We start from the raw sequence: 22,361 nt of genomic DNA, 5'->3' as shown, positions 1-22,361 counted from the left end.
AAGGGTGAGCCGGAAAAGACGGGAGGCCAGTGGCCTCCCGTCCCGGCGAACGCCCGTACAGGACGTACGGGCCGGACTTTTCCGCGTAACAAGGACGCGGAGCGGAAAAGGCGAACCCCGGCCTTCGCCGCGATGCAGGATCGCATCGCCAAGAAGCCGCGCGACGACAAAGGCACAGGGAATGTGCCTTCTGTCGCCCCAATTCAAGCCGGTGACGCGCAGGATTAGCGCGCCATCCGGGTGCCCTTGGGTTACTTTTCTTTGGGCAAGCAACTCGCCAGCGGGGCGAGACCCGCTCTAAAATAAGGCGCTGCCAACGGTGGTTTCCTTTTCTTTACAATGCCTTACGCTATTCAGACCGTACATCAGAGCTGAAAACGATCTAATCCTCAGCGGGGAAGCCGGTTCATTTGAAGTTACCTGCTTCCGTTCAGCTTCCGTTCAGGAACGAAAGACTATCTTCAACCTGCCGGCAAAGTTTACATTTCGTGGTCCGGCACCAGTTTCGAGTTTTTGAACGGGGGATCAAGTCATGAAACCGCTGAAAAAGATTATCGCCATATCCGCAATTGCCTTACTCGCTGCCGCATCGGGCGCTCGCGCCGACGACGACCATTGGGGCCACCGTCATCATCATGATCATGGGCATCACCGCCACGATTATGGGCATCATCACCATGGTCATGATCATCACCGCCCGAGAGTGATTCACCATTACTATGAGTCTTCCCCGCGTTATTACCGCGAGCCGCGCGTGATCCATCGGGACATTCACCACTACCAGGCACCGCGGGTGATCTATCACGACCACTACCCTTCCAATTACCGTCGTAGCAGCGGTTTATCCGGGACCTTGCCGATCGTCGCGGGCGGCGTCCTCGGCGGCGTGCTCGGGGAACAGGTCGGCTACGGCAACCACGGAGCCATCATCGCCGGCTCGGTAGCCGGAGCCGTATTGGGACACGAGATCGGCCACTGAAGCCAGACGATTACATCATCGCTCCGTGGCTCGGTCGAGCCCGTTGTCGGCCAGGAAAGGCCAGTGTTATTCTTGGGTTAGCTCAGCGCCGGGCGGCTTTTGCGGCCCGGCCCACCCTTCGCAAACCTCGTGGTCGCATCAAGCCGCGTGATAAACATAAGACTCTTGCCCGTTATCCTTGGCTGTCTGCTGCTGATGGCATGTCCGGCCTACCCGCAGCCGCCGTTCGGTCCGGAAGGTTTAATCACGCCGTTTATTACGCGCCAACCCCAGTTCCGATCCGGTATAAGCCTCGACGAAGCCATCCAGCGCATCCGGCGTGAAACCGGCGGTCGCATCCTGGCTGCCGACACCGTCAGAAATGACGGCGCCGTGACCTACCGCATCAAGGTACTCATGCCAAACGGGCGCGTGCGAGTCTTCTATGTCGATGCCGAGGGATGAGAATTCAGAAGCGTCGTCGCGGAGTTATCTGTCCGGTCCACTGCCGCGCCTGAATCTCGCCCTCGCGTGCGTTGCCAGCTAAAACCATCACACGAGCTAAGTTCAAGCGATTCTCATGCGCCTTCTGATCGTCGAAGATGAAGCCGAGCTCCGCTCCCAGCTAAAGTCGCGCCTGCAAACCCTCGGCTATGCGGTCGACGTCGCCGCCGACGGCAAGGAGGGGGTCTTTCTCGGAAGCGAGCATCCGTTCGACCTGGCCATAGTCGATCTGGGGCTCCCCCTCGTGTCCGGCATCGAAGTCATCAGACGCTGGCGTGCCGCCGGCGTCAATTTTCCGATTCTGATCCTCACCGCCCGTGACCGCTGGCAAGACAAGGTGGAAGGACTCGACGCCGGAGCGGACGATTACCTGGCCAAGCCTTTTCATTTCGAAGAACTGCTCGCTCGAACCAAGGCTCTGCTGCGGCGGTCCGCCGGCATCGCACAATCTTCGCTCCGGTGCGGCCCCATCGTGCTGGACACCGGCGCGCAGACCGTGCGTGTCGACGGCCAGCCGGTCGAGTTGACCGCCCAGGAATACAAGGTCCTCGAATATCTGATGCTGCATACCGGCAAAGTCATCTCCAAAACAGCGCTGACCGAACACATCTACGATCAGGAGTTCGATCTGGACAGCAACGTCATCGAAGTATTCATCGGCCGGCTGCGCCGGAAACTCGACCCCCAGAACGTTCATCGTCCCATCGAGACGCTCCGCGGACGCGGCTACCGGTTTACCCTGGAACGCACGCCCGGATGACCTATTCCCTTCAGACGCGGGGGCTGCTCGTCGCCAGCGTGGTGCTGATCGCCTTTCTCAGCGCAACCGGGCTCGTCCTCGACAAGGCCTTTCGCGATAGTGCGAAGACCGCCATGCGCGACAGACTGCAAGGGTTCATCTATACCCTGCTGGCCGGGTCGGAACTGGACGCCCGCGGTGTGATGAAAGGCCCCGAAAACCTGCATGAACCCCGCTTTAACCAAACCGGGTCCGGGCTTTATGCCGACATCCGGCGAGGCAACCGCAAACCGGACTGGCGATCTCTTTCCACCGCCGGCATTGAAATTCCCTCTACACCCACACCCCAAACCGGCACTGCCAAACTCAGCAATGCCGTGTTGGAAGACGGCACACCGGTTTATGTGCTCAGTTTCAGCGTGCTCTGGGAAGAAGAGCGCAAGAAACCGGTTCGCTGCGTGTTTCGAGTGGCCGAAACGCTGGATGGGTTCTACGCTCAAGTCAATCAATTCCGCCGCAGTCTCTGGAGCTGGCTCGGAGCCGCAGCGCTCGTGCTGCTGCTGGTGCAAGGCGCTATTCTCCGCTGGGCGTTCTCGCCGCTTCGCCGCGTTGCCGCCGACCTTTCGGCCATCGAGGCCGGTCACGCCGATAAGCTTATCGGCCACTATCCCGAGGAGCTCCGAGGGCTGACCGACAACCTCAATGCACTGCTGGAAAATGCACAGTCCCACCTCGCGCGCTACCGGGATGCGCTGGGCGACCTCGCGCACAGCCTCAAAACCCCGCTGGCCGTGCTGCGCGGCGCCATGGAACGGCAAAATTCGGACGCCGATGCCGAAATCGGCGCGGTAGCCCAGGAACAGATCGACCGCATGACTCGAATTATCGAGTACCAACTGAAGCGGGCCGCCGCCTCCGGGCGGACCCATCTGACTCCGCCGGTCAGCGTTGCGGAAAAATCCCGGCAAGTCGCGGCTGTCTTAGCCAAGGTCTACGCCGAAAAGCAGATCGACTGCCGAATCATGGTCGACGATGACATCGTCTTCCATGGGGACGAAGGTGATTTGCTCGAGATCATAGGAAATCTCCTCGACAATGCTTTCAAGTGGTGTCGAAGCCGCGTCGAACTGAGCGCCCGGACGGTTTCGGAACCGCTGGGAACAAGCCCTCGCCTCGAATTGCGGGTAGATGACGACGGCCCCGGAATAGCGGCGGACGTGGCCGAGCGAGTTACCCGCCGAGGCGAGCGCACCGATTCGTCGGTGCCGGGGCACGGCCTCGGCCTCGCCATAGTGGAGTCCATCGTGCGAACCTATCTCGGCCAACTCGCCATCGAGCGGAGCCCGCTCGGGGGCGCTGCGGTCATGATTCGGAACGTCGGCTAAGGGTCCCGCATCGAACGATTCGATAAATCGTCTCGAATTCGATCTAATGGGATGCGAATTCCTCTTTATGCCCATTGAAATTTCAATCCGGAGAAAGCCATGGCCGAAGCCACAGCGAACGACACCTTGACCTTGACTCCACCGCAACCCGTCTCCGAAATCGGCGAGGAACAAGCCGCCGGCATGGTCAAGCTGGACCAGGACACTATTTCTAAATTGGACGAGAAAATTGCGGAATTCCTACATGCGGTCCTGGCCTCCGACGTCAGCGACCCGGAATTTCGCGACCGTCTTTCCGGTGTGCACAACATGGGCAATCGTGAGATCAGGGCCGCCGCAACGGTTTCGAACCGGCTCTTGGAGCGTCCGGTGAGAGCCATGAAGTCCGGGGTGTACGACGAGACTTCGACCATCTCGAAATCCCTACAGGAGCTACGCGCGACCGTGGAGGAACTCGATCCTTCGCGGCAAGGCGATCTCCTGGCGCCGCGGAAATTGCTCGGCATTATTCCGCTGGGCAGCAAGCTGAAAAACTACTTCGAAAGCTATCAGTCCGCTCAAACGCACCTGAACGCCATCATTCAGGCACTCTACAACGGCCAGGATGAGCTTCGTAAGGACAATGCCGCGCTGGAGCAGGAAAAAGTCCATGCCTGGGAGGTCATGCAAAGGCTAGAGCAATACATTTATGTGGGCAAAAAACTCGATCAGGCTATAGAGCACCGCCTGCCGGAAATCGAGGCTCAAGACCCCGAAAAGGCTCGCATCGTGCGTGAGGAAATGCTTTTTTATACCCGCCAAAAAGTTCAGGATCTGCTCACGCAGATGGCCGTGACCATCCAGGGCTATTTGTCGATGGACATGATTCGCAAGAACAATCTGGAGCTGATCAAAGGCGTCGACCGCGCGACATCGACGACCGTATCGGCGCTCCGAACCGCGGTAATCGTGGCGCAAGCCCTCACGGATCAAAAGCTGGTGCTGGATCAAATTACGGCGTTGAACAGCACCACCGGCAATCTCATCGCCTCAACGTCCCGCCTCCTGAAACAGCAAGCGGCACGCACCCACGAACAAGCCGCCAGTTCGGCCATATCCTTGGATCAGCTGAAACAGGCCTTTCAGAACATCTACGAAACCATGGACGCCATAGCAACTTACAAGACCCAAGCACTCGGCACCATGAAGCAAACCGTGGAGCTTCTATCGCACGAAGTCGATAAAGCCAAGACGCATCTCGATCGAGTCCGGAGCGAACAACAAGCCGAGGTGGTAAAAGAATTCGAATTGAGTGGATCGGATGAAATTCGTTTTTAGAATGAACCCAATGACTTGTCGATATTCCCTCCTGTACATCAACGCCATCGTTCACAACAATTAGCCTCGACACAGAGCCGTATGGTGGGGTGAGTACCGCGGGACCGCGACGCGGTTTCCTTCGTTCGCCGCATTCTACGTGGGTAGGAGTTGACGAGATTCGGGGGAACGAGGCTGGGCTGTGTTACGGTGTTTTCTTGCGTAGCCTTCGTCGCCTTGGCCTAGAAAATAAGCCTGTCCCTTTTTTAGGAATTCAGGAGCGGCTAGTAATTCTACGGGTAGTTGTAGCGCGGACTGTTGGATATTTTCAAAACGAGAGCCGCTTGCAGGCGCTCGGAAAACCATATTGGAATCACGAGGAAAGACTTATGGATAGAGTCAACCTTACTACCCGGAGAATTACTCCGATATGTCTGTCAGTTGCAGGGCTTTTGTTTAGCCTGGCGACGTTTGCCAACGATTCTCATCCGCCCGGGAAACCGACGGAGGCCGGGGCAAACGCTGCTTCCCTATTGAGGCGGGATCCCATTGTCCAGAATGCAGCCCAGACGGTCACCCAAGGACGGGAGATTTTTCGCTTCGATACTTTTGGTGACGAGCAATTCTGGGGCGATTCGCTTCAGTTGCATAAGGCCATCGAAGGCGAACGATTTGGCGGGGTCGGTGACGGACTGACGCCACAACAAGCCTTGGGCCTGGGACTGAAGGTGGACGTAAAGGCGCTGCCGAGGGCGGTCGTCCAACAACTCAGACAGGGCACGGTCGATCTGAACGATGTGGCGATTACCCTGACCCTCATCAAGCAAGACGCCGTATTGGGCGTCAAAGGCACGTTCAATCCCGACGGCTCGCTCAAGTCCATCGGCCTCACTTGCGCTTTCTGTCACTCCACCGTGAATGATTCGATCGCCCCGGGCGTCGGCGAGCGCTTGGACGGATGGGCAAATCGCGATCTCAACGTTGGGGCCATCATCGCCTTCGCGCCCAATCTGCAACCGATCGTCGATTTGCTGAAAATCGTTCATCCCGACATTACCGATTCCGAAGTCCGCGACGTGCTAAATAGCTGGGGTCCCGGCAAGTTCGATGCGGAACTCCTGCTCGATGGCAAGGCGTTCACCCCGGAAGGCAAGCCGGCTGCCGCGCTCATTCCCAATGCCTTCGGTCTGGCGGGTTTCAACCAGCACACCTGGACCGGCGACTGGGGTACCGTCCCTTATTGGAATGCGTTCGTGGCCGTATTGGAACTGCGCGGGGTCGGCACCTTCTTCGATCCCCGGCTGGATAACGCCGATAAGTTTCCGATCGCTGCCGCAAGGCGATTCGGCCACATATCCGTCGATCCGGACGAGGATTTGGTCACGCCCAAACTGCCGGCGCTCCACTTCTATCAACTGGCTCTGCCCGCGCCCAAGCCAAAAGCCGGCGTGGACTTTGACGCGGAGGCGGCCAAACGGGGGCATGAACTGTTCGGCGGCAAGGCCAAGTGCGGAACTTGCCATGTCGAACCGCTGTGGACCGAACCGGGCTGGAACCTGCACACGCCCGAGGAGATGAAGATCGACAGCTTCCAGGCGAATCGGGCCCCCGGCGACAGTTACAAGACGATGAACTTGGCCGGCATCTTCGTGCGCGAACGCGGCTTGTTCATGCGTCCGGAGAACAAAGGGCGTTTTTACCACGACGGCCGTTTCCAGACCCTGCTGGACGTGGTGAACAGTTATAACGAGCGCTTCAACTTGGGACTAACCGACCAGGAAAAACGCGATGTGGTCGAATACCTGAAATCGTTGTAACGAAGCCGACGACTTCATCATACGAGGGGCGAGAACTCGCTCGCGAGTTGACTTAATCTTGTCCATAAAGCGCTTCCTCGCCATTCCTCGGCGGGCGAGGAAGCGCTTTAGTCCACCGCGCTCTTGGCATGATCTTCCCATCGTCCCGCGTTTTCCACTCGAGATCATTTGGGCGGAATGGGGCACAAATCTGATTAGCAGGAAGTGCCTGGGTTGAACCCTCGTTGATTGTGGCCGTAGTAATTGGCTACTTGATTAGCTTGCGATGCAGAAAGCGGATCTCCCTTGATATTTGATCCACCCATTCTCGATCCTTCTCGCAAACCAATTATCAATCCCGATCCGCCCGGCTCGTTTGCGGAATAGCCTTATCGTTCGATCCCTCGTTTCTGTCGCTCTGACACTCCTGCTCATGCCTGCCAGCCTCGCGTCGATGGGTTTCGGAGAGCTCGTTCCATCCTTTTTGAACCGAATAGACCGGCCGGCGCCCGATGACTTTTATAAATTCGTTTTGCATATGGACTGTTCCTTCTATCTCTTCGTAAAACGAGGCTACCGGGGCAATTTGACAAGCTTATGACGTAACGCGCCTTATAGCCTTTTGTGAAACATGAGAGCGTATATGCTCCAGGCTTGCCCGCCAAAATCCTTAGTAACGCGGAAGAAAAAAGTTTACGTGCGACATGGTGCATTCACCTCAAAAGATCAAAACACCTACTCACTGTAAGTATTGGATTACAATGTTAGGTTTTATGTTCCAACCCAGCTCATAGAGCCGTCGATGATTTCGCTTACGACTCTATGTTTATCCGAGGTTACTCAAATAGGAGATTTACCGCATGCACAAACACGTCGGGCACGATCATCTTTCCGGCAACCGCTTCCAAATCGTCGGCCTGGATCCGACGGCAAACACGGTGGCGATACAATACGACCCAAACGCCTGGATGCCGGACGCTGAGCCCCATCAACAGATGACATGGACCGAGTTCGTCAGCCACCTGATCAACGGCCATTTTGAAATCTATCGCGGGACTTGATCCCGTTTTTCTAAAGCTGCACGAGCGGCGATCGCGGTGTCCGGGAAATCTGAAAAAACACCGTCGACGCCTAGACGGTAGAACTGCCAGTACTCTTTCAGCGGATCGCTGCCGTAGTCGCTCGCCAAATAGCGAGGTTCGTTGCGAAAGGTCCAGGCATGAACGAATAGACCGGCGTTGTGCGCCTCCCGAACCATATGGGTCGGATGCCCGAGTTTTTTGTGCGAGTCATTCGCTAGGGCGTCAACTCCGCCGGTTCCGGTGACGCCGACGAGATAGCGCTTCCACGGCCCGATGCCGTCCGCATACGTTTTGATCTCCGCCAATCCCTCTCTCGTCAAGAGATCCGCATAGGTACGGGGATCGCCGCTGACCGTAAAGTCGTACGGCTTGCCCGGTATCACCCCACCATCCGGCGCAATGCCATTACCATCGATGAGCTGCACGAGCCGAGCCTCGGTCATTCTCCTCAACGCTTTTAAACTGGCTGCTTCGAAAGACTGGATCATCACCGGCGCCGTTCTGTGGTTCAGCTTATGCCGCTCCAGCAGCTTAACCAGGTTTTTCTCCAGCGGCAGGCCGGCCGACCTGTGATAAGTGGGATGCTTGGTTTCCGGATAAATGCCGATTACGCGTCCGCTCCGCTCGCTCTCCTGCTTTACCAACTCGATCACTTCCTCGAGCGTCGGAATTTCGCATAGATCGTCGAACTGCTGCGAACGAAATGGAAGGCGTTGCTTCGCGCGCAGGGTTTTTATCTCGGCGAGCGTAAAATCGTCGGCAAACCAGCCCTCCACGCTTACTCCATCAATGACCTTGGTCGTGCGCCGGTCGGCGAACTCCGGATGCTCGGCAACGTTCGTGGTTTCGGTGATGTTCAGCTCATGACGCGCGATCAGCACCCCATCATTGGTGGACACCAGATCGGGCTCGATGAAATCGGCCCCCTGCTCTATCGCGAGTTTATAGGCGGAAAGTGTGTGTTCGGGCATATAGCCGCTCGCCCCCCGATGGGCGATGACGACCGGCGGCTCTCCGCTTAACGTGGGGAACTTAAAGTAACGAGTACAGCCAGCCATAGACAGGACGCAACATACCGCAAACCCAAACCATAGTAATTTTCCCAAGCGCGCTCCGGCCAATCCGGTCAAAATCGGCTCCATTCTTCGCTAACGCTCCGCCGTAAACTCGGCTAAACGGGTTTGTCGAATGTGACATCCGCAATTTCCACCGTCACTAAACACACATCGTCTTCGAATTGCCTCTGGGGCGAGAAGCCCTGAACCTCGTTAATCAGCTCCTGAAGCAAAACCTCGCCCGAGAGCGTCATGTTTGCCGCCGCCAATTCGAAAAGGCGATCCTGACCCAAGATGTCGCCATCTTCTCCCCGGATTTCGAACAATCCATCGGTGAACAGCAGCACCGCGTCCCCCTCCTTCAATGCGGCTTTGCCGGTACGATAAGTCACGTCGGCTCTCACGCCGAGTACCCCGCCGTTGCTCGATTTTTCGCAATCCAAGTGCACAGCGCGTCCGGTTTCGTGATGAAAATGGATAGGGCAAGGATGTCCGGCATTGGCATAACGAAGCTCACCGGCACTGAAATCGATCACCAAGGAAAAAGCCGAGGCAAATGTAGGCAGGCTGCTATCTTCCAGTATCTCGCAAAGGTTTCGGTTGAGCGCCGTCAGGAATTCGCCCGGATCGGTGGCCGCGTCGCTGTGGTCTTGGATCAGCGCCCGCATCATGGCCATCACCAAAGCGGCTTGTACACCATGTCCCATAACGTCGGCTATCAAAACGGCGATCGCGGTGTCGGAAATTGGCAAGATCTCAAAGAAGTCGCCGCTCACCAAGCCCAAAGGAGCGTAATGACTCAGCACACGTATGGCACTGGCTTCCGGCGCGACACCGGGGGGAATGGTCGGCATCGTCCGCGGCAACATGGCCAGTTGCATCTCGCGGGCCATGCGCAAGTCTTCCGTCATTTGCTGATTGCGTCGGCTGATTTCGGCTTGCTTTTGCTCCAGTTGCGCGATGCTCTGCATCAGCAACCGAGTTTGTAGGCGGACGAGCGTTTGTACCGAAATGAGTCCCAAAAACGTGGTTCTATCATCCACCAGCAGCACATCTTGATTGAAACTTGCACCGGTGCGCGAAAACACGCGTTGCAGCACGTCAGCCCAGAGTTGCTTGGGATTGATCAATAACGGTAGGGCGACCAGATGATCGCGAACCGGCGCCTTCCCGAACAGCGAGAATCCGTATTGAGAGCCAAGCTGCATGCCGATCTCGTGGCGGGCGCACAAACCGATCACACGTTCCTTGTCCAGCACGGCCATAAAACTCACGTCTGCCTGCCGGAACTTCTCGTATACGCGTTCCAACGGTTCGCTTAGTTGTACACAGGTCCTGTGATCCACCAAGGTGAGCCAATCGACGCTCACCATCTCGGAAATCGCTTCGGTGAAGCCGATCGGGTTTTCGCTTGCTTCTAAATTGGTCATCTTCTCGACTTTCTGCGCCCTAGCGACCTGATTCGTCACGCCATATCTTACCCAACTCTAAACCATCGTGATGCACGAAGCGAAAATGGGCTCCGGCTTTACCGCTTGGGGCCGGACGGCAGAGTTTCAGAATCTGAAACTTTCCAGCCGTTTTTCGCTCGAAGTGTCGACTTCTCGTTTAGAATCTAAGCCCATGCCGAATCTTGGCTATCCGGATACAGTAAATCCGTTCCAACCACTCCGAAAAATGAGCTCGAGACGCAAACTTCAACGCAACCGTCAGCGACGCCGGCTGGGCGGCGTGTGCGCAGGAATCGCGGATTATTTTGACGTCGACGTCACGGTAGTGCGTTTTCTGTTCACCTTGTCGGTATTCTTTTCGTTCAGCCTGACGATGTGGATTTATCTGGCGCTCTGGGCTTTGCTGCCGGCCGGAACCGAAACGCCGATGCCGGAGGTTTCCTGGCGTCTGTATCGAGAACTCAAACGGATCGAGAAACTGGTCCGCAAAGCCCACCGCCGATTGCCGGCGTCGGTCGCCGATGAGGTTCAGGAAACCTTTGACGCGATCAAGATTCTTGCTCCTTATTTGGAACGCCTGAGTACCACGCCAAACACGACCGATTCACTTCGGGAACAGGCATTGCTGCGCTTTCCGGCCGTCGTGAGGCAAATGCTGTCCTTCCCCGCAAACTTACCCCCTTTCAAACGCCTACTTGTCGAGTTGGCAGAGCTAAAGGACGAGATTCAACGCGCCTCGAACGAATTGATCGATCAAGAAATACACCGAACCTTGGGCGATGCGGACGCTGTTTCGCCACAGGTAAAAATATGGAAAGAACGTCTCTCTCCCTTGAGAGAGACTTTGCGCGAACGTGCGGGTGGAAATACCTTGCTCATGCTGCAGCAAATCGAGGAAAAACTGACATTTCTCATGGAACGGATCGACAGCGGCAACGATGTGTTCGATCTGGCGCCTTTCGAAGTACGCAAGATCGCCTTCGACTATCTGCCGGACACCGTCAATCAATATCTGCAACTTCCGCCGAGTATGGCCCGCTCGCAACAGTTGAGCAGCGGCAAGACCGCCGAAGAATCGCTCAACGATCAACTGAACTTGCTCGACCGTGCCTTGCACGATCTCGCGAAGAGCCTCTTTGAAAAGGATGCCCAGGGTTTGTTGGTGCATGGACGATTTCTCAAGGAAAAATTCGCCGAGCAATCCTTCCGGCTGTCCGACTGAATGCGTCAGCGGCTAAACGCCCTGGAATCGCGCGCATGGCGCTTTTGTCACCGGCACGGGACAACAGCCGCCATAAACTCATGTACGGGTGATCCGTTGCCTTATTAATTTTTATGTGACAAAACGAATTTGCCCCCGCGCGCCCTATGGCTGTTGCGTTACAATATGCCATTCATCCAACCAGCCTGTAGGTTCGATTTATGTTTAGCAAGGGTATGGAAATCGCCGGATTCGACGATGAACTTTGGTCGGCGATTCAAAACGAAGAAAGAAGACAAGAAGACCATATCGAGCTGATTGCTTCCGAAAACTATGCCAGTCCACGGGTGCTGCAAGCACAAGGCACTGTACTCACCAACAAGTACGCCGAGGGCTACCCGGGCAAACGTTACTACGGCGGCTGCGAATACGTGGATGTCGTCGAGAGCCTGGCTATCGAACGTGCAAAAGAACTGTTCGGCGCCGATTTCGCCAACGTTCAGCCCCACTCCGGCTCGCAAGCCAATGCCGCGGTTTACATGGCCCTGCTCGAACCGGGCGATACCATACTCGGCATGAGCCTGGCCCACGGCGGCCATCTTACCCACGGCGCCAAGGTCAATTTCTCGGGCAAGATTTACAACGCTATTCAATACGGCCTCAATCCCGCGACCGGGCATATCGATTATGACCAGGTAGAAACCCTGGCCAAGGAATACCGGCCCAAGATGATCATTGCCGGCTTCTCCGCCTATTCGAGAATTGTCGACTGGCAGCGCTTCCGCAGCATCGCCGATTCGGTCGGAGCTTTTCTGGTTGTGGATATGGCGCATGTGGCGGGACTCGTCGCTGCCGACGTCTACCCCAGCCCGGTACAAATAGCCGACGTCACCACGACGACCACCCACAAGACCCTGCGTGGTCCGCGCGGCGGGCTGATTCTGGCCAAGTCCAACCCGGATATCGAGAAGAAGCTGAATTCCCTGGTTTTCCCCGGCATCCAAGGAGGACCCTTGATGCATGTGATCGCGGCCAAGGCCGTCGCCTTGAAGGAGGCCGCACAGTCGGACTTCAAGCAATACCAGGCGAGCGTCGTCGAAAACGCGCGTGCCATGGCACAGCGCTTCATCGACCGTGGGTACAAAATCGTCTCGGGCGGGACCGATAATCATTTGTTCCTGGTCGATTTGATCGACAAGGGGCTCACGGGCAAGTTGGCGGACGAAACTTTGGGACGGGCCAATATCACCGTAAACAAGAATGCCGTTCCCAACGACCCGCAGTCGCCGTTCGTCACCAGCGGCATTCGCGTCGGGACACCGGCCGTAACCACCCGCGGTTTCACCAAGCTCGATTGCGAAACGCTGGCCGGCTGGATGTGCGACGTGCTCGACGAGCCGCAAAGCGAAGCGGTCATCAACCGGGTTAAAGAAGAGGTGCTGCAGCTTTGCCGCAGATTCCCCGTCTACGCGGACTAATATAGTTTTTCTTCCGGGCGGCACGGGTTTCTTGAAGGCCCGCGCCGCTCCGTTTGTAACGAACCAATCATGCGCTGTCCATTTTGCGGTGCTCAAGACACGCGGGTAATCGACTCCCGCTTGTCCCAAGAAGGCGATCAGGTGCGTCGGCGCCGCGAATGTACCGAGTGCAAGGAACGCTTCACGACTTATGAGGCGGCGGAGCTGAACATGCCTCGGGTGATCAAGGGCAACGGCAGCCGGGAACCGTTCCGGGAAGACAAGCTTCGCGCCGGTATCCTTCGCGCTCTTGAGAAACGCCCGGTGGGAAGCGACCGTATCGAAGCGGCCATCAATCGCATCAAGAAAAAACTGTTGGCTCGCGGCGAGCGGGAAGTTTCATCCCGATTGATCGGCGAAAGCGTGATGCAAGAACTCAGTGAGCTCGACCATGTCGCTTATGTGCGGTTTGCCTCGGTATACCGGAGTTTCGAGGACGTAAACGAATTTCGCGAGGTGATCGACCGCCTCGAGAAACAGCCCGATCCGGACGAGAAAAGAGATCAGCCGGATTTGTTCGACGACGAGTCGGCGTCATAAGCCAAGCGACCACTCCGGATGAGTCTTTCTATGGCATTTACCCTCGAAGACGCGGAATTCATGGCCCGCACGCTTCACTTGGCCGAGCGCGGTTTATACACGACCGACCCCAACCCGCGGGTCGGTTGCGTGATCGTAAAAGACGGACAGATCGTCGGCGAGGGCTGGCATCAACAAGCGGGTGGGCCCCATGCCGAGATCGAGGCGCTTCGGGAAAGCGGTGTTCGGGCACACGGCGCGACCGCCTATGTCAGCCTGGAGCCATGCTGTCATCACGGCAAAACGCCGCCCTGTACGGAGGCTTTGATATCGGCCGGAATTTCTCGCGTGGTGGCGGCCATGAAAGACCCGAATCCGCGGGTTGCGGGCGAGGGTTTGAAGAAACTCAAGGATGCCGGCGTGGAAGTCGCATGCGGGCTATTGGAAAATGCGGCGGCGACGTTGAATCCCGGTTTCTGCAAGCGCATGAAAACCGGCCGGCCGTATATCCGAAGCAAACTGGCCATGAGCCTGGACGGTCGAACCGCCTTAGCCTCCGGCGAAAGCAAATGGATTACCGGCGAAGACGCCCGGCGCGACGCGCACCGTTTGCGGGCCAGGAGCTCGGCCATCCTGACCGGCATCGGCACCGTGCTCCAGGACAACCCAGAATTGACGGCGCGCTTGCCCGAAGCGGCGGGAGAGGTTTTACAGCCGGTCCGTGTAGTCCTCGATTCCCGGCTACGCATTCCCGCGACAATCCGTCTCGCCAGCGAGAGGAACCGCACGACGGTCTTAACGGCCGTATCGGATAAGGAAAGAATTCAAGCTTTGTCGGCCGGTTTCGACATCGAGAGCTTGCCCGCCGCGCTTGACGGACGGCTGAACTTGACGGCGGTCGTCGACTGGCTGGGCGATCGCCAATTCAACGAAGTTCTGGTCGAGGCCGGTCCGATCCTCAACGGCGCCCTGCTCCGGGAAAATCTGGTGGACGAATGGATCGTGTATGTCGCTCCGGTAGTTCTGGGCGATCAGGCGCGCGGACTGTTCTACCTGCCTGACTTGACGCGGATGGCCGAGCGGTTTGAGATGACGATTAGCGACGTGCGGCAGGTTGGGAGCGATCTCAAATTGACCTTGCACAGACAGAAGTGTTTTTGAATCACCAACGAGCTCTTTATGTTCACCGGCATCATCCAAGCGATTGGAACCATCACCCGCATCGAGCCTAAAGGGGGCGACTGCCGTTTGACGGTAGCCGCCGGAAAACTTCCCTTCGCCGATGTCAAATTGGGCGACAGCATTGCGGTTAACGGCGTCTGCTTGACGGCGATCGAACTCGGCGATCAGCTTTTTGCCGCCGACGTCTCGCGGGAAACCTTGTCCCGTACCACGCTGGGCGGAGCCAAAACCGGCACTCGTGTGAATCTGGAACTGGCCCTGCTGCCCACCACTCGGCTCGGAGGGCATCTCGTCAGTGGCCATGTGGATGGCGTAGGCACGGTGGTCGACAAGCGCAGTGAAGCCCGCTCGGTGCGTTTTACCATCGAAACGCCGGCAGGTTTGGCCAAATACATTGCCGAGAAAGGTTCGATCTGCATCGACGGGATCAGCTTGACGGTGAACGAAGTAAACGGCAACCGCTTCGGCATCAATATCGTTCCGCACACCTTGGCCGAAACAACTCTGGGCGAAACCGCCGTGGGGCAGCGGGTTAACCTGGAAGTTGACATTCTGGCCCGCTATCTCGAGCGGCTTTTACTCGGCGAGCGAGCCTCCGAGAGCGGACCGGCCCTTACCGAAGATTTTCTTAAAAACACCGGTTTTATCGCCTAGGCATGAACAGCATCGAAGAAATCATCGAGGATATCCGCCTCGGCAAAATGGTGGTCATCATGGACGACGAAGACCGCGAAAACGAGGGTGATCTGGTCATGGCCGCCGTCTATACGCGTCCCGAGGACATCAACTTCATGGCGCGGTATGGCCGCGGATTGATCTGCCTGACATTGACCCGGGAGCGCTGCCAGCAACTGCGGTTGCCCTTAATGGTGAATGAGAACAAGACGCCCCATTCCACTAATTTCACGGTGTCCATTGAAGCCGCGAGCGGCGTCACGACCGGCATTTCGGCCGCAGATCGCGCCCGCACGATTCTTTGCGCGGTGGCAGCCGAGGCCAAACCGGACGATTTGGTTCAGCCGGGCCATGTTTTTCCGCTGATGGCGCAACCGGGAGGCGTGCTCAATCGTGCCGGGCACACCGAGGCCGGTTGCGACTTTGCCCGGCTGGCAGGACTTGAGCCCACCGCCGTGATTGTGGAGATTCTCAACGACGACGGGTCCATGGCGCGCGGCCCCGATTTGGAGAAATTCGCGCAAGAGCACGGCCTCAAGATCGGAACGATCGCCGATTTGATTCATTACCGAATCCAGAATGAAAAGACCGTGGAGCGGATCTGCTCTTGTGATTTCCCGACGGAATTCGGCCAATTCCGCTTGCACGCCTACCAGGATCAGATCGACAAGCGCTTGCATCTGGCGCTGACGATGGGAAAAGTGGCCGGCGACGAACCGGTACTGGTTCGGGTGCACGGGCGCAATCTCCTGAGCGATTTGTTCGGAGCCAGACGGAGCGATAGCGGTCTACCCCTGCGCAATGCGATGAAGCGGATTGCCGACGAAGGGCACGGGGTATTGGTGGTCATCCGCAAGGAAGAGGATGACAAGTCTCTGGTCGAACGCATACACCAATACCAGATGGAAGATAATGGCATCGGACTGCCCGTCAACGATCCAAAAACCGACGATTGGCGCACCACCGGAACCGGTGCCCAAATCTTGGCGGATTTGGGGGTACACAAACTCCGCGTATTGGGTGCTCCGAAAAAATATCTTGGTTTATCCGGTTACGATCTGGAAGTCGTCGAATACGTTTCCTGAGAATAGAGAGAACATCGATGTCCGATATCAAAACTTATGAAGGCCATCTCTTGGCCCAAGGCGCCCGTTTTTGCATTGTGGCGTCTCGTTTCAATAGCTTCATCGTTGACCATTTAGTAGCCGGAGCAGTAGATGCCCTATTGCGGCACGGCGGAAAAAAAGAAGACATACATCTAATCAAGACACCCGGAGCTTACGAACTGCCGCTGGCGGTGCAGAAGGCAGCGGCCTCGAAACGCTACGATGCCATCGTGGCCGTCGGCGCAGTCATTCGGGGCTCCACACCCCATTTCGACTACGTGGCAGGCGAATGCGTGAAAGGCATGAGCAGCATCTCGCTAAAGCATGAAATTCCGGTCGCCTTCGGCGTCCTCACGGTGGACACCATAGAGCAAGCCATCGAACGGGCCGGGACCAAAGCCGGGAATAAAGGCGCCGAAGCGGCATTGTCCGCAGTCGAGATGGTTAACCTATTGAACCAGTTAGGCTCGGCATGAGTAATGCGCGAACCATGGCACGGCGCTGTGCGGTACAGGCCTTGTATCAATGGCAGTTGAGCGATGCCAATCTGTCGGCGATCGAATCTCAATTCCTCGATGAACTGAAAGCGGTCAAGGTACTTTTTAAGAGATATCAGAACGGGTACGACTTAACCGATCATGAACAAGGTCTTCTTGAAGAATTGCTTGAGAAATACTGCCGCCAGAGGGAAACGGAAGACCCGACACCCGAGCGGCCCCCTCTCGATTACCTGGTCGAGCATTGCTGTGCGCCGGAAATCAACACCCGGTACTTTAAGGAATTGCTGCATGCCGTGCCCGAACACCTCCATGTTATCGATTCGGCGCTGAGCGAATTCGCCGATCGCACCGTCGCGGAGATCGATCCGGTGGAGCGGGCCATTCTGCGGATAAGCGGCTATGAGCTGCTCTTTCGCCTGGAAATGCCGTATCGGGTCGTGCTGAACGAAGGCATCGACCTCGCGAAGCATTTCGGAGCCGCAGAAAGCCATAAATACGTTAATGGCATATTGGACCGGATAGCCCGTAAGCACCGTACGGCGGAACTGCAAACGAGACATAAAACCTAGCGGTTGCTTCACCAATCCCTGCATGGCGTAATACCATGGCGCTAGGTGAATTTGACCTCATTCGCCGATTTTTCACCGTCCAAGCCGTCAAACATCGGTCGACGATTTTAGGCATCGGCGACGATTGCGCTTTGCTGCGGTGCGAGAGTGACCAGGAGTTGGTCATAACCGTCGATACCCTAGTGGAAGGAGTGCATTTTCTGCACGATGTCGATCCGGAAAGTCTGGGACATAAAGCGCTGGCCGTAAATCTCAGCGATCTTGCCGCGATGGGCGCAGAGCCTAAGTGGGTCACCCTCGCTCTTACCCTCCCCCATTGCGACGCAGACTGGCTGCAAAGTTTCGCGAAGGGTTTTTTCACTTTAGCCAAACGCTACGAGGTAGAGTTGATCGGCGGAGATACCACTCGTGGCCCGTTGACGATTACCGTCCAAGCGCTCGGTCTTACACCTCGGAACCACGCTCTCCGGCGATCCGGCGCCTGTCCCGGGGACTTGGTTTATTTGACCGGCGAATTGGGCGCCGCCGGACTAGGGCTTAAGATTCGTCTGGGCCAAACCGGCATCGAAGACCAAGGCGCCTTCGCCCATTTGGAAAGACCGGAGCCCCGTGTCGACATCGGCTTGAAGCTACGCGGCTTGGCTAGCAGCTGTATAGACGTATCCGACGGGCTCGCCGCCGATTTAGGACACATCTTGGAAGCCTGTGACGTGGGCGCGACTCTCTATTGGGAACGGCTACCATTATCGGATGGCGTGCACCGTTATGTCGCGGAGACGGACGATTGGTCGATGCCCTTATCGGCGGGTGACGATTACGAACTTTGTTTCACTGTTCCACCGACGAGCCGGGAGGAGTTAGAGCGCAACCTAACCGCAGGTGGTTTTCCATTTGCCTTGATTGGCCAAATCGAGTCCCAAGCGGGGCTGAGGCTTTCCAAAGAAGGCCGGTCCATTGAACTTTCTCAAAACGGATATCAACACTTTTCCAGTGATTAGTCGGACAAGAAAAACACGATCCCATCGGCCTATTGCAGCGGCGGAGATTTTCCGTGATCTCTCGTGCTTCCTGGCTTTCGGTTTCGGGTCCGGTCTTGCGCCAGTCGCACCGGGAACCTTCGGGACGCTGGTCGCCGTCCCGATATACTGGCTCGTAGCTAGTCTAGACGCACCGATTTACGCACTAACCGTAATCGCCTTTTTGATTTCTGGCGTCTACATCTGTGGGCGTTGTGAAAAACTGCTTAAGGTGCAAGATCATCCTGGCATAGTCTGGGACGAGATCGCCGGCTTCCTGATCACCATGATGTTCGCACCCGCTTCATGGGAATGGGTGTTAATAGGCTTCCTGGTCTTTCGTCTCTTCGACATCTGGAAACCTTGGCCGATAGCCATAATCGACCGCACCGTTCACGGCGGACTCGGGATAATGATCGACGATGCATTGGCAGGCATTTACGCAGCCATTTGTTTGCTGGCGTTACGAACCGGATTCGGCATCTGACGATCGTAAAGCCTTTTTGTCACTCAACGTTAACGTTTGATTGCGTTAAGGAAACATTTACGGTATAGTACTCTGAATTGACGCGGGGTGGAGCAGTCTGGTAGCTCGTCGGGCTCATAACCCGAAGGTCGTAGGTTCAAATCCTGCCCCCGCTACCAATAAATTCAGAAGCTTACAGATAAACATCTGTAGGCTTTTTTTGTTTCTGGCGTCTGCTAGCGAAGGTGGTTTGCTTCATGACGACCAACTCACAACCATGGATGGCATCAGCGTATCACAGGGAGTTTTTTAGAGCTTCTCTAAGGGAAAACCTTTTACTCAGGCGCATCGCTCATGAATAGCGGTTTCCAAACGGTCCCTTAGACTCCCGATAGTGCCAGTATCAATCATGACATCGGTATCCCGGAACTCCCCGGGAAGCCCATAAAACTCACGCCTACTCCGAACAGTCGACTCAGGATCCGCGTGTGCAGCTTCACCTCTGACAAGTTGTTTCGCGCACTGAAAGGACCTTCTACGGTAATCACCGAGAAATGAGTCACACTGAATGGCTGCCGTGCGTATTCCATTCATACGTAACATTTCGCTTAACTTAAACATCTTCCATAAAATTGCGATCATCCTTCTTTATCGTAAATCAGCTGCTTTTTCCGCTCTTTAATGAATTTTCTAGGTATGGCTCTACTTCTTGCAGCTAGGGGATTTTCAAGATCCTTCTCCTGAGTATTAACCTCGCTCTTCCTGTTCAGAATCGCCGTGCACAGTACTAATATGGCTAGAAGATTATAATAAAGATCGAAGTACGCTAGGCCTAAAAAAGCTCCGGCAGTTGCGTAACCTATCAGCGAAACCTGGATCATCGAGCATAAATCGGAAATCCATCTTGTCTCATCAGACCGCTTCGCAATACGAATTGCCGCGGAAGCGGCTCTCCATCCGGAAACCCAAAGTAATAAAAAAAGTGCGAGGCCGACAAACCCGTGTTCGCCTAATATTTCAAAGTAAATGCTATGTGCGTCGTGCACATCGTCGGGATTTGGTGCATAAAGGCTGAATGTTATTGGCCTAAAGCATTCAAATCCTCCGCCCATAATTCTGTCTTTAGCAAGATTAAAAGCCATTGTCCAAGCATTAATACGCCCCATTGCCGAGTCATCCTGCTCATATGTTTTTATAGTTGACATCCGCGCGTGCCATGATTCCGGCATAAAGGCGATAATAGTAGGTATCGAAACAATTAAAACTAAGATTAACAGTCCTTTTTTGCGACTCTTTGCGATCAGAAAGAAGATCATCGCAGCGAGTCCAAGTAAAGCACCGCGAGATTGAGTTCCTACAATGGAAATAACGCATAACAGGATCGCCAGTCCCAAGCCCTGCTTCAGCCGCTGTTGCTCCACACTAAGTTGGAGATAGCGAAGCAAAGGGATGGTCATGATAAGTGCAAGACCAATTTCATTATTCCCCGCAATGAAACTTCCCCCAGGTCCATAAACTGCATATGCCCCACCCGTTAACACAGTAAAAATACCGCCTTTAAATCCATAAAATCCGAGTGACAAAGCAATAACTGAAACCATGGCATTTATTCGCCACTTAGTGGTCATAACCATGATGACCACGAAAGTCATTAACTGAATCTTCCAAACCTTATTCCATTGTTCCCAGGCTCCTTCTTGATCAATAGCGAAAAGAGTAGTCAGAAATATCCATCCAATAAAAATCAACAAAATTACTGGAATAGATGTCCAGGGTACCTTCTTAGGCTCTTTCCAAATTAATAGACCGAGCAAGATGGCAAGCGCGGTAATCAAAGCGAAGGGAAAATCGTGAGCAAATTGCCATGAAAGCTTGTGGGGATTCATATAAGACAACCAACACCACAGCAATAGACCAATATCTGGCCGAGACAAAATTTTCGGCAACAATCCGAAAACAACCACTGTTACAAAGACGTCTCTAAGTGGCATAGGGTATCGTCACAAATGTAGTGATAACTATCTCAAGCAAACTCAAATGACAAAGAGCTTTAATAGAGACATGCATTAATTCCGCATATCGGGATTTAGAATCTTTAGGTACTCTTCAATCAATATATCCACTCGTTGCTCCCATTCATTTTCAGCTGCATAGTTGAGGATAGGTGCTTTCTCCCATGGTTGGGCTAGTGCTCGGTGAAGAGCATCCAATAGCGCTACGGGATCACCAAAAGGAACTGTAAAACCTAATTCGTCTCGGCAAACCACTTCTCGATTTCCGCCAACGTCAGTGGTGACGACGGGTAAACCACATGCCATTGCCTCCAAAAAAACATTCGCCCAGCCTTCGTTGGATGTAGCCAAAACAAACAAATCCGCGGCGGAAAGCAACCATTTCAGACGTTCTGGCGGCATCGCGCCCAAAAATCGAACATGCTGCTCTAGATTCAGCTGCACAACCAAGGCTTTAAGTGTATCGCCTATATCCCCCTCGGGTCCGGGCCCACCGACGATCAGGTAAATCAAGTCCGGATACTTCTCAACTAAGTTCGGGAGGAGTTCAATTACGCGGTGAAATCCTTTGCGCGGGACCAAGGAACCCACTGTAATCAGCACCCGCGCTTGAGGAGAAACTCCCAGTTGCCGCCGTGCTTCAAACCGGTCCACCGGCTCAAACTTGCTTAAAGCGACTCCATTACCCACAACGCTAATCTTTTCGGATTTGGCGCCCAAGCGGACGGCGTGTTCTTTCAGTGCCCGGGAAACCGAAAAAACATGACTGGCGTTCCTTAAAGCTTTAACTAAACGCTTCCGCCGCCCAGAGTACTTTGCCAAAGGCACCTCGGTTCCACGCAAGGTAATAGTTACCGGAATCTTGAACCATTGACCGAGAAGAGTCGCTGCATAACCATCCGGGTAGGCGAAGTGAGCATCAATGAGATTGAATCCGAAATCTCGCCGCAAACGGCATAGCGTGGGATAGCTACCTAACGCCATAAAGAAACCATCCCAGGATTTGAGCAGTCCCGGGATGGAAAAAAACTTTGGGTGATAAACGTGAAATTCATTCTGAATTTCGAATTCTGGCGCCTCGGGCCTGAAGTAAGGACGCCATTTTCGCAATAGGCCTTGAAAAGGGAACCAGGGTATTGGTGCAACTACGATCAAAGGCACTCTGCGCCCAACCCTGAACATACGCTCCTGCACGAATAGACCAACATTGGGCTGGCCTGTGTGGGGAAACACGGTCGTAAACACCAGTACGCGAGGCATGGAAGCGTCAGCGTCCATCATGCTGATCGGTCGTTTAATTGCCATCAGAATCCCGGTCGATAAAGATTATTA

General features: G+C 55.3%; 23 protein-coding genes and 1 tRNA gene. 19 read left to right on the top strand and 5 right to left on the bottom strand.

The window, feature by feature from the left end:
• The 7 genes from VEB01_RS21395 to VEB01_RS21365 all read left to right on the top strand — a co-directional run.
• Positions 1–228: hypothetical protein (locus VEB01_RS21395; protein WP_324879067.1), on the top strand; the 228-nt coding region annotated here is incomplete at its 5' end.
• 304 nt (positions 229–532) lie between these two features.
• A complete protein-coding gene (locus tag VEB01_RS21390; RefSeq protein ID WP_324879065.1) occupies positions 533–979 on the top strand; it encodes a glycine zipper 2TM domain-containing protein in 447 nt (148 codons plus the stop codon).
• A gap of 147 nt (positions 980–1,126) precedes the next feature.
• Positions 1,127–1,423: a PepSY domain-containing protein gene (locus VEB01_RS21385; protein WP_324879063.1), complete on the top strand. Its 297-nt coding sequence runs from the start codon at positions 1,127–1,129 to the stop codon at positions 1,421–1,423.
• A gap of 115 nt (positions 1,424–1,538) precedes the next feature.
• A complete protein-coding gene (locus tag VEB01_RS21380) occupies positions 1,539–2,222 on the top strand; it encodes a response regulator transcription factor (protein WP_324879061.1) in 684 nt (227 codons plus the stop codon).
• A complete protein-coding gene (locus tag VEB01_RS21375) occupies positions 2,219–3,586 on the top strand; it encodes an ATP-binding protein (protein ID WP_324879060.1) in 1,368 nt (455 codons plus the stop codon). The genes VEB01_RS21380 and VEB01_RS21375 overlap by 4 nt, the downstream gene beginning before the upstream one ends.
• A gap of 99 nt (positions 3,587–3,685) precedes the next feature.
• Complete coding sequence (locus VEB01_RS21370) at positions 3,686–4,903, top strand: toxic anion resistance protein (RefSeq protein WP_324879058.1); 1,218 nt, start codon at positions 3,686–3,688, stop codon at positions 4,901–4,903.
• Positions 4,904–5,271: 368 nt separating this feature from the next.
• Positions 5,272–6,699, top strand: a complete 1,428-nt coding sequence (locus VEB01_RS21365; RefSeq protein WP_324879055.1) for a hypothetical protein — start codon at positions 5,272–5,274, stop codon at positions 6,697–6,699.
• A gap of 331 nt (positions 6,700–7,030) precedes the next feature.
• On the opposite strand, the gene VEB01_RS21360 is transcribed toward VEB01_RS21365, so the two are convergent.
• On the bottom strand, positions 7,031–7,216 hold the full coding sequence (locus VEB01_RS21360; RefSeq protein ID WP_324879053.1) for a hypothetical protein: 186 nt from the start codon (positions 7,214–7,216) through the stop codon (positions 7,031–7,033).
• Between the two features lie 322 nt (positions 7,217–7,538).
• Here VEB01_RS21360 and VEB01_RS21355 point away from each other — a divergent pair, with 322 nt between their 5' ends.
• A complete protein-coding gene (locus VEB01_RS21355; protein ID WP_324879051.1) occupies positions 7,539–7,739 on the top strand; it encodes a hypothetical protein in 201 nt (66 codons plus the stop codon).
• Here the strand turns inward: VEB01_RS21355 and VEB01_RS21350 are convergent.
• A complete protein-coding gene (locus tag VEB01_RS21350) occupies positions 7,724–8,818 on the bottom strand; it encodes a glycerophosphodiester phosphodiesterase (RefSeq protein ID WP_324879050.1) in 1,095 nt (364 codons plus the stop codon). The genes VEB01_RS21355 and VEB01_RS21350 overlap by 16 nt on opposite strands.
• Positions 8,819–8,931: 113 nt before the next feature.
• Positions 8,932–10,284 (bottom strand): PP2C family protein-serine/threonine phosphatase, encoded by a 1,353-nt coding sequence (locus tag VEB01_RS21345; protein ID WP_324879048.1) that lies wholly within the window; start codon positions 10,282–10,284, stop codon positions 8,932–8,934.
• A 208-nt stretch (positions 10,285–10,492) separates the two neighbouring features.
• Here VEB01_RS21345 and VEB01_RS21340 point away from each other — a divergent pair, with 208 nt between their 5' ends.
• The 11 genes from VEB01_RS21340 to VEB01_RS21290 all read left to right on the top strand — a co-directional run bounded on the left by VEB01_RS21340 (position 10,493) and on the right by VEB01_RS21290 (position 19,196).
• Positions 10,493–11,488 (top strand): PspC domain-containing protein, encoded by a 996-nt coding sequence (locus VEB01_RS21340; protein WP_324879046.1) that lies wholly within the window; start codon positions 10,493–10,495, stop codon positions 11,486–11,488.
• Between the two features lie 200 nt (positions 11,489–11,688).
• Positions 11,689–12,945 carry a serine hydroxymethyltransferase gene (gene glyA, locus VEB01_RS21335; protein ID WP_324879044.1) on the top strand — a complete coding sequence of 419 codons (1,257 nt, stop codon included), beginning with the start codon at positions 11,689–11,691 and terminating at the stop codon, positions 12,943–12,945.
• Positions 12,946–13,014: 69 nt separating this feature from the next.
• The gene (gene nrdR / locus VEB01_RS21330) at positions 13,015–13,524 is read left to right on the top strand and encodes a transcriptional regulator NrdR (RefSeq protein ID WP_324879042.1); all 510 of its coding nucleotides are present in this window, start codon (positions 13,015–13,017) and stop codon (positions 13,522–13,524) included.
• A 30-nt stretch (positions 13,525–13,554) separates the two neighbouring features.
• A complete protein-coding gene (ribD, locus tag VEB01_RS21325) occupies positions 13,555–14,664 on the top strand; it encodes a bifunctional diaminohydroxyphosphoribosylaminopyrimidine deaminase/5-amino-6-(5-phosphoribosylamino)uracil reductase RibD (protein ID WP_324879040.1) in 1,110 nt (369 codons plus the stop codon).
• Positions 14,665–14,682: 18 nt separating this feature from the next.
• Entirely contained in the window at positions 14,683–15,339 is a 657-nt protein-coding gene (locus tag VEB01_RS21320) for a riboflavin synthase (RefSeq protein WP_324879039.1), read from the top strand.
• A 2-nt stretch (positions 15,340–15,341) separates the two neighbouring features.
• Positions 15,342–16,445 carry a bifunctional 3,4-dihydroxy-2-butanone-4-phosphate synthase/GTP cyclohydrolase II gene (gene ribBA / locus VEB01_RS21315; RefSeq protein WP_324879038.1) on the top strand — a complete coding sequence of 368 codons (1,104 nt, stop codon included), beginning with the start codon at positions 15,342–15,344 and terminating at the stop codon, positions 16,443–16,445.
• 17 nt (positions 16,446–16,462) lie between these two features.
• Positions 16,463–16,942, top strand: a complete 480-nt coding sequence (gene ribH, locus VEB01_RS21310) for a 6,7-dimethyl-8-ribityllumazine synthase (protein ID WP_324879035.1) — start codon at positions 16,463–16,465, stop codon at positions 16,940–16,942.
• A complete protein-coding gene (gene nusB, locus VEB01_RS21305) occupies positions 16,939–17,535 on the top strand; it encodes a transcription antitermination factor NusB (protein ID WP_324879033.1) in 597 nt (198 codons plus the stop codon). The genes ribH and nusB overlap by 4 nt, the downstream gene beginning before the upstream one ends.
• Before the next feature lie 35 nt (positions 17,536–17,570).
• A complete protein-coding gene (gene thiL, locus VEB01_RS21300; RefSeq protein ID WP_324879031.1) occupies positions 17,571–18,533 on the top strand; it encodes a thiamine-phosphate kinase in 963 nt (320 codons plus the stop codon).
• Positions 18,526–19,038: a phosphatidylglycerophosphatase A family protein gene (locus tag VEB01_RS21295; protein ID WP_324879029.1), complete on the top strand. Its 513-nt coding sequence runs from the start codon at positions 18,526–18,528 to the stop codon at positions 19,036–19,038. Before thiL ends, VEB01_RS21295 begins: the two co-directional genes overlap by 8 nt.
• Positions 19,039–19,119: 81 nt before the next feature.
• Positions 19,120–19,196: transfer RNA gene (locus VEB01_RS21290), tRNA-Met, on the top strand.
• Between the two features lie 459 nt (positions 19,197–19,655).
• On the opposite strand, the gene VEB01_RS21285 is transcribed toward VEB01_RS21290, so the two are convergent.
• Together VEB01_RS21285 and VEB01_RS21280 are read right to left on the bottom strand one after the other, a co-directional pair.
• The gene (locus VEB01_RS21285) at positions 19,656–21,008 is read right to left on the bottom strand and encodes a putative O-glycosylation ligase, exosortase A system-associated (RefSeq protein ID WP_324879028.1); all 1,353 of its coding nucleotides are present in this window, start codon (positions 21,006–21,008) and stop codon (positions 19,656–19,658) included.
• A 75-nt stretch (positions 21,009–21,083) separates the two neighbouring features.
• On the bottom strand, positions 21,084–22,334 hold the full coding sequence (locus VEB01_RS21280) for a glycosyltransferase (RefSeq protein ID WP_324879027.1): 1,251 nt from the start codon (positions 22,332–22,334) through the stop codon (positions 21,084–21,086).
• Positions 22,335–22,361 lie beyond the last annotated feature (27 nt).

This window comes from Methylocaldum sp. (assembly GCF_035627495.1).
Lineage (GTDB): Bacteria > Pseudomonadota > Gammaproteobacteria > Methylococcales > Methylococcaceae > Methylocaldum.
This window is presented reverse-complemented; position numbering and strand designations above follow the sequence as displayed.

Excerpts from the sequence above, each read along its gene's own strand:
- VEB01_RS21390 (WP_324879065.1), top strand. The coding sequence starts at position 533 with ATGAAACCGCTGAAAAAGATTATCGCCATATCCGCAATTGCCTTACTC.
- VEB01_RS21380 (WP_324879061.1), top strand. The coding sequence starts at position 1,539 with ATGCGCCTTCTGATCGTCGAAGATGAAGCCGAGCTCCGCTCCCAGCTA.
- VEB01_RS21375 (WP_324879060.1), top strand. The coding sequence starts at position 2,219 with ATGACCTATTCCCTTCAGACGCGGGGGCTGCTCGTCGCCAGCGTGGTG.
- VEB01_RS21370 (WP_324879058.1), top strand. The coding sequence starts at position 3,686 with ATGGCCGAAGCCACAGCGAACGACACCTTGACCTTGACTCCACCGCAA.
- VEB01_RS21365 (WP_324879055.1), top strand. The coding sequence starts at position 5,272 with ATGGATAGAGTCAACCTTACTACCCGGAGAATTACTCCGATATGTCTG.
- VEB01_RS21360 (WP_324879053.1), bottom strand. The coding sequence starts at position 7,216 with ATGCAAAACGAATTTATAAAAGTCATCGGGCGCCGGCCGGTCTATTCG.
- VEB01_RS21355 (WP_324879051.1), top strand. The coding sequence starts at position 7,539 with ATGCACAAACACGTCGGGCACGATCATCTTTCCGGCAACCGCTTCCAA.
- VEB01_RS21350 (WP_324879050.1), bottom strand. The coding sequence starts at position 8,818 with ATGGCTGGCTGTACTCGTTACTTTAAGTTCCCCACGTTAAGCGGAGAG.
- VEB01_RS21340 (WP_324879046.1), top strand. The coding sequence starts at position 10,493 with ATGAGCTCGAGACGCAAACTTCAACGCAACCGTCAGCGACGCCGGCTG.
- glyA (WP_324879044.1), top strand. The coding sequence starts at position 11,689 with ATGTTTAGCAAGGGTATGGAAATCGCCGGATTCGACGATGAACTTTGG.
- nrdR (WP_324879042.1), top strand. The coding sequence starts at position 13,015 with ATGCGCTGTCCATTTTGCGGTGCTCAAGACACGCGGGTAATCGACTCC.
- ribD (WP_324879040.1), top strand. The coding sequence starts at position 13,555 with ATGGCATTTACCCTCGAAGACGCGGAATTCATGGCCCGCACGCTTCAC.
- VEB01_RS21320 (WP_324879039.1), top strand. The coding sequence starts at position 14,683 with ATGTTCACCGGCATCATCCAAGCGATTGGAACCATCACCCGCATCGAG.
- ribBA (WP_324879038.1), top strand. The coding sequence starts at position 15,342 with ATGAACAGCATCGAAGAAATCATCGAGGATATCCGCCTCGGCAAAATG.
- ribH (WP_324879035.1), top strand. The coding sequence starts at position 16,463 with ATGTCCGATATCAAAACTTATGAAGGCCATCTCTTGGCCCAAGGCGCC.
- nusB (WP_324879033.1), top strand. The coding sequence starts at position 16,939 with ATGAGTAATGCGCGAACCATGGCACGGCGCTGTGCGGTACAGGCCTTG.
- thiL (WP_324879031.1), top strand. The coding sequence starts at position 17,571 with ATGGCGCTAGGTGAATTTGACCTCATTCGCCGATTTTTCACCGTCCAA.
- VEB01_RS21285 (WP_324879028.1), bottom strand. The coding sequence starts at position 21,008 with ATGCCACTTAGAGACGTCTTTGTAACAGTGGTTGTTTTCGGATTGTTG.
- VEB01_RS21280 (WP_324879027.1), bottom strand. The coding sequence starts at position 22,334 with ATGGCAATTAAACGACCGATCAGCATGATGGACGCTGACGCTTCCATG.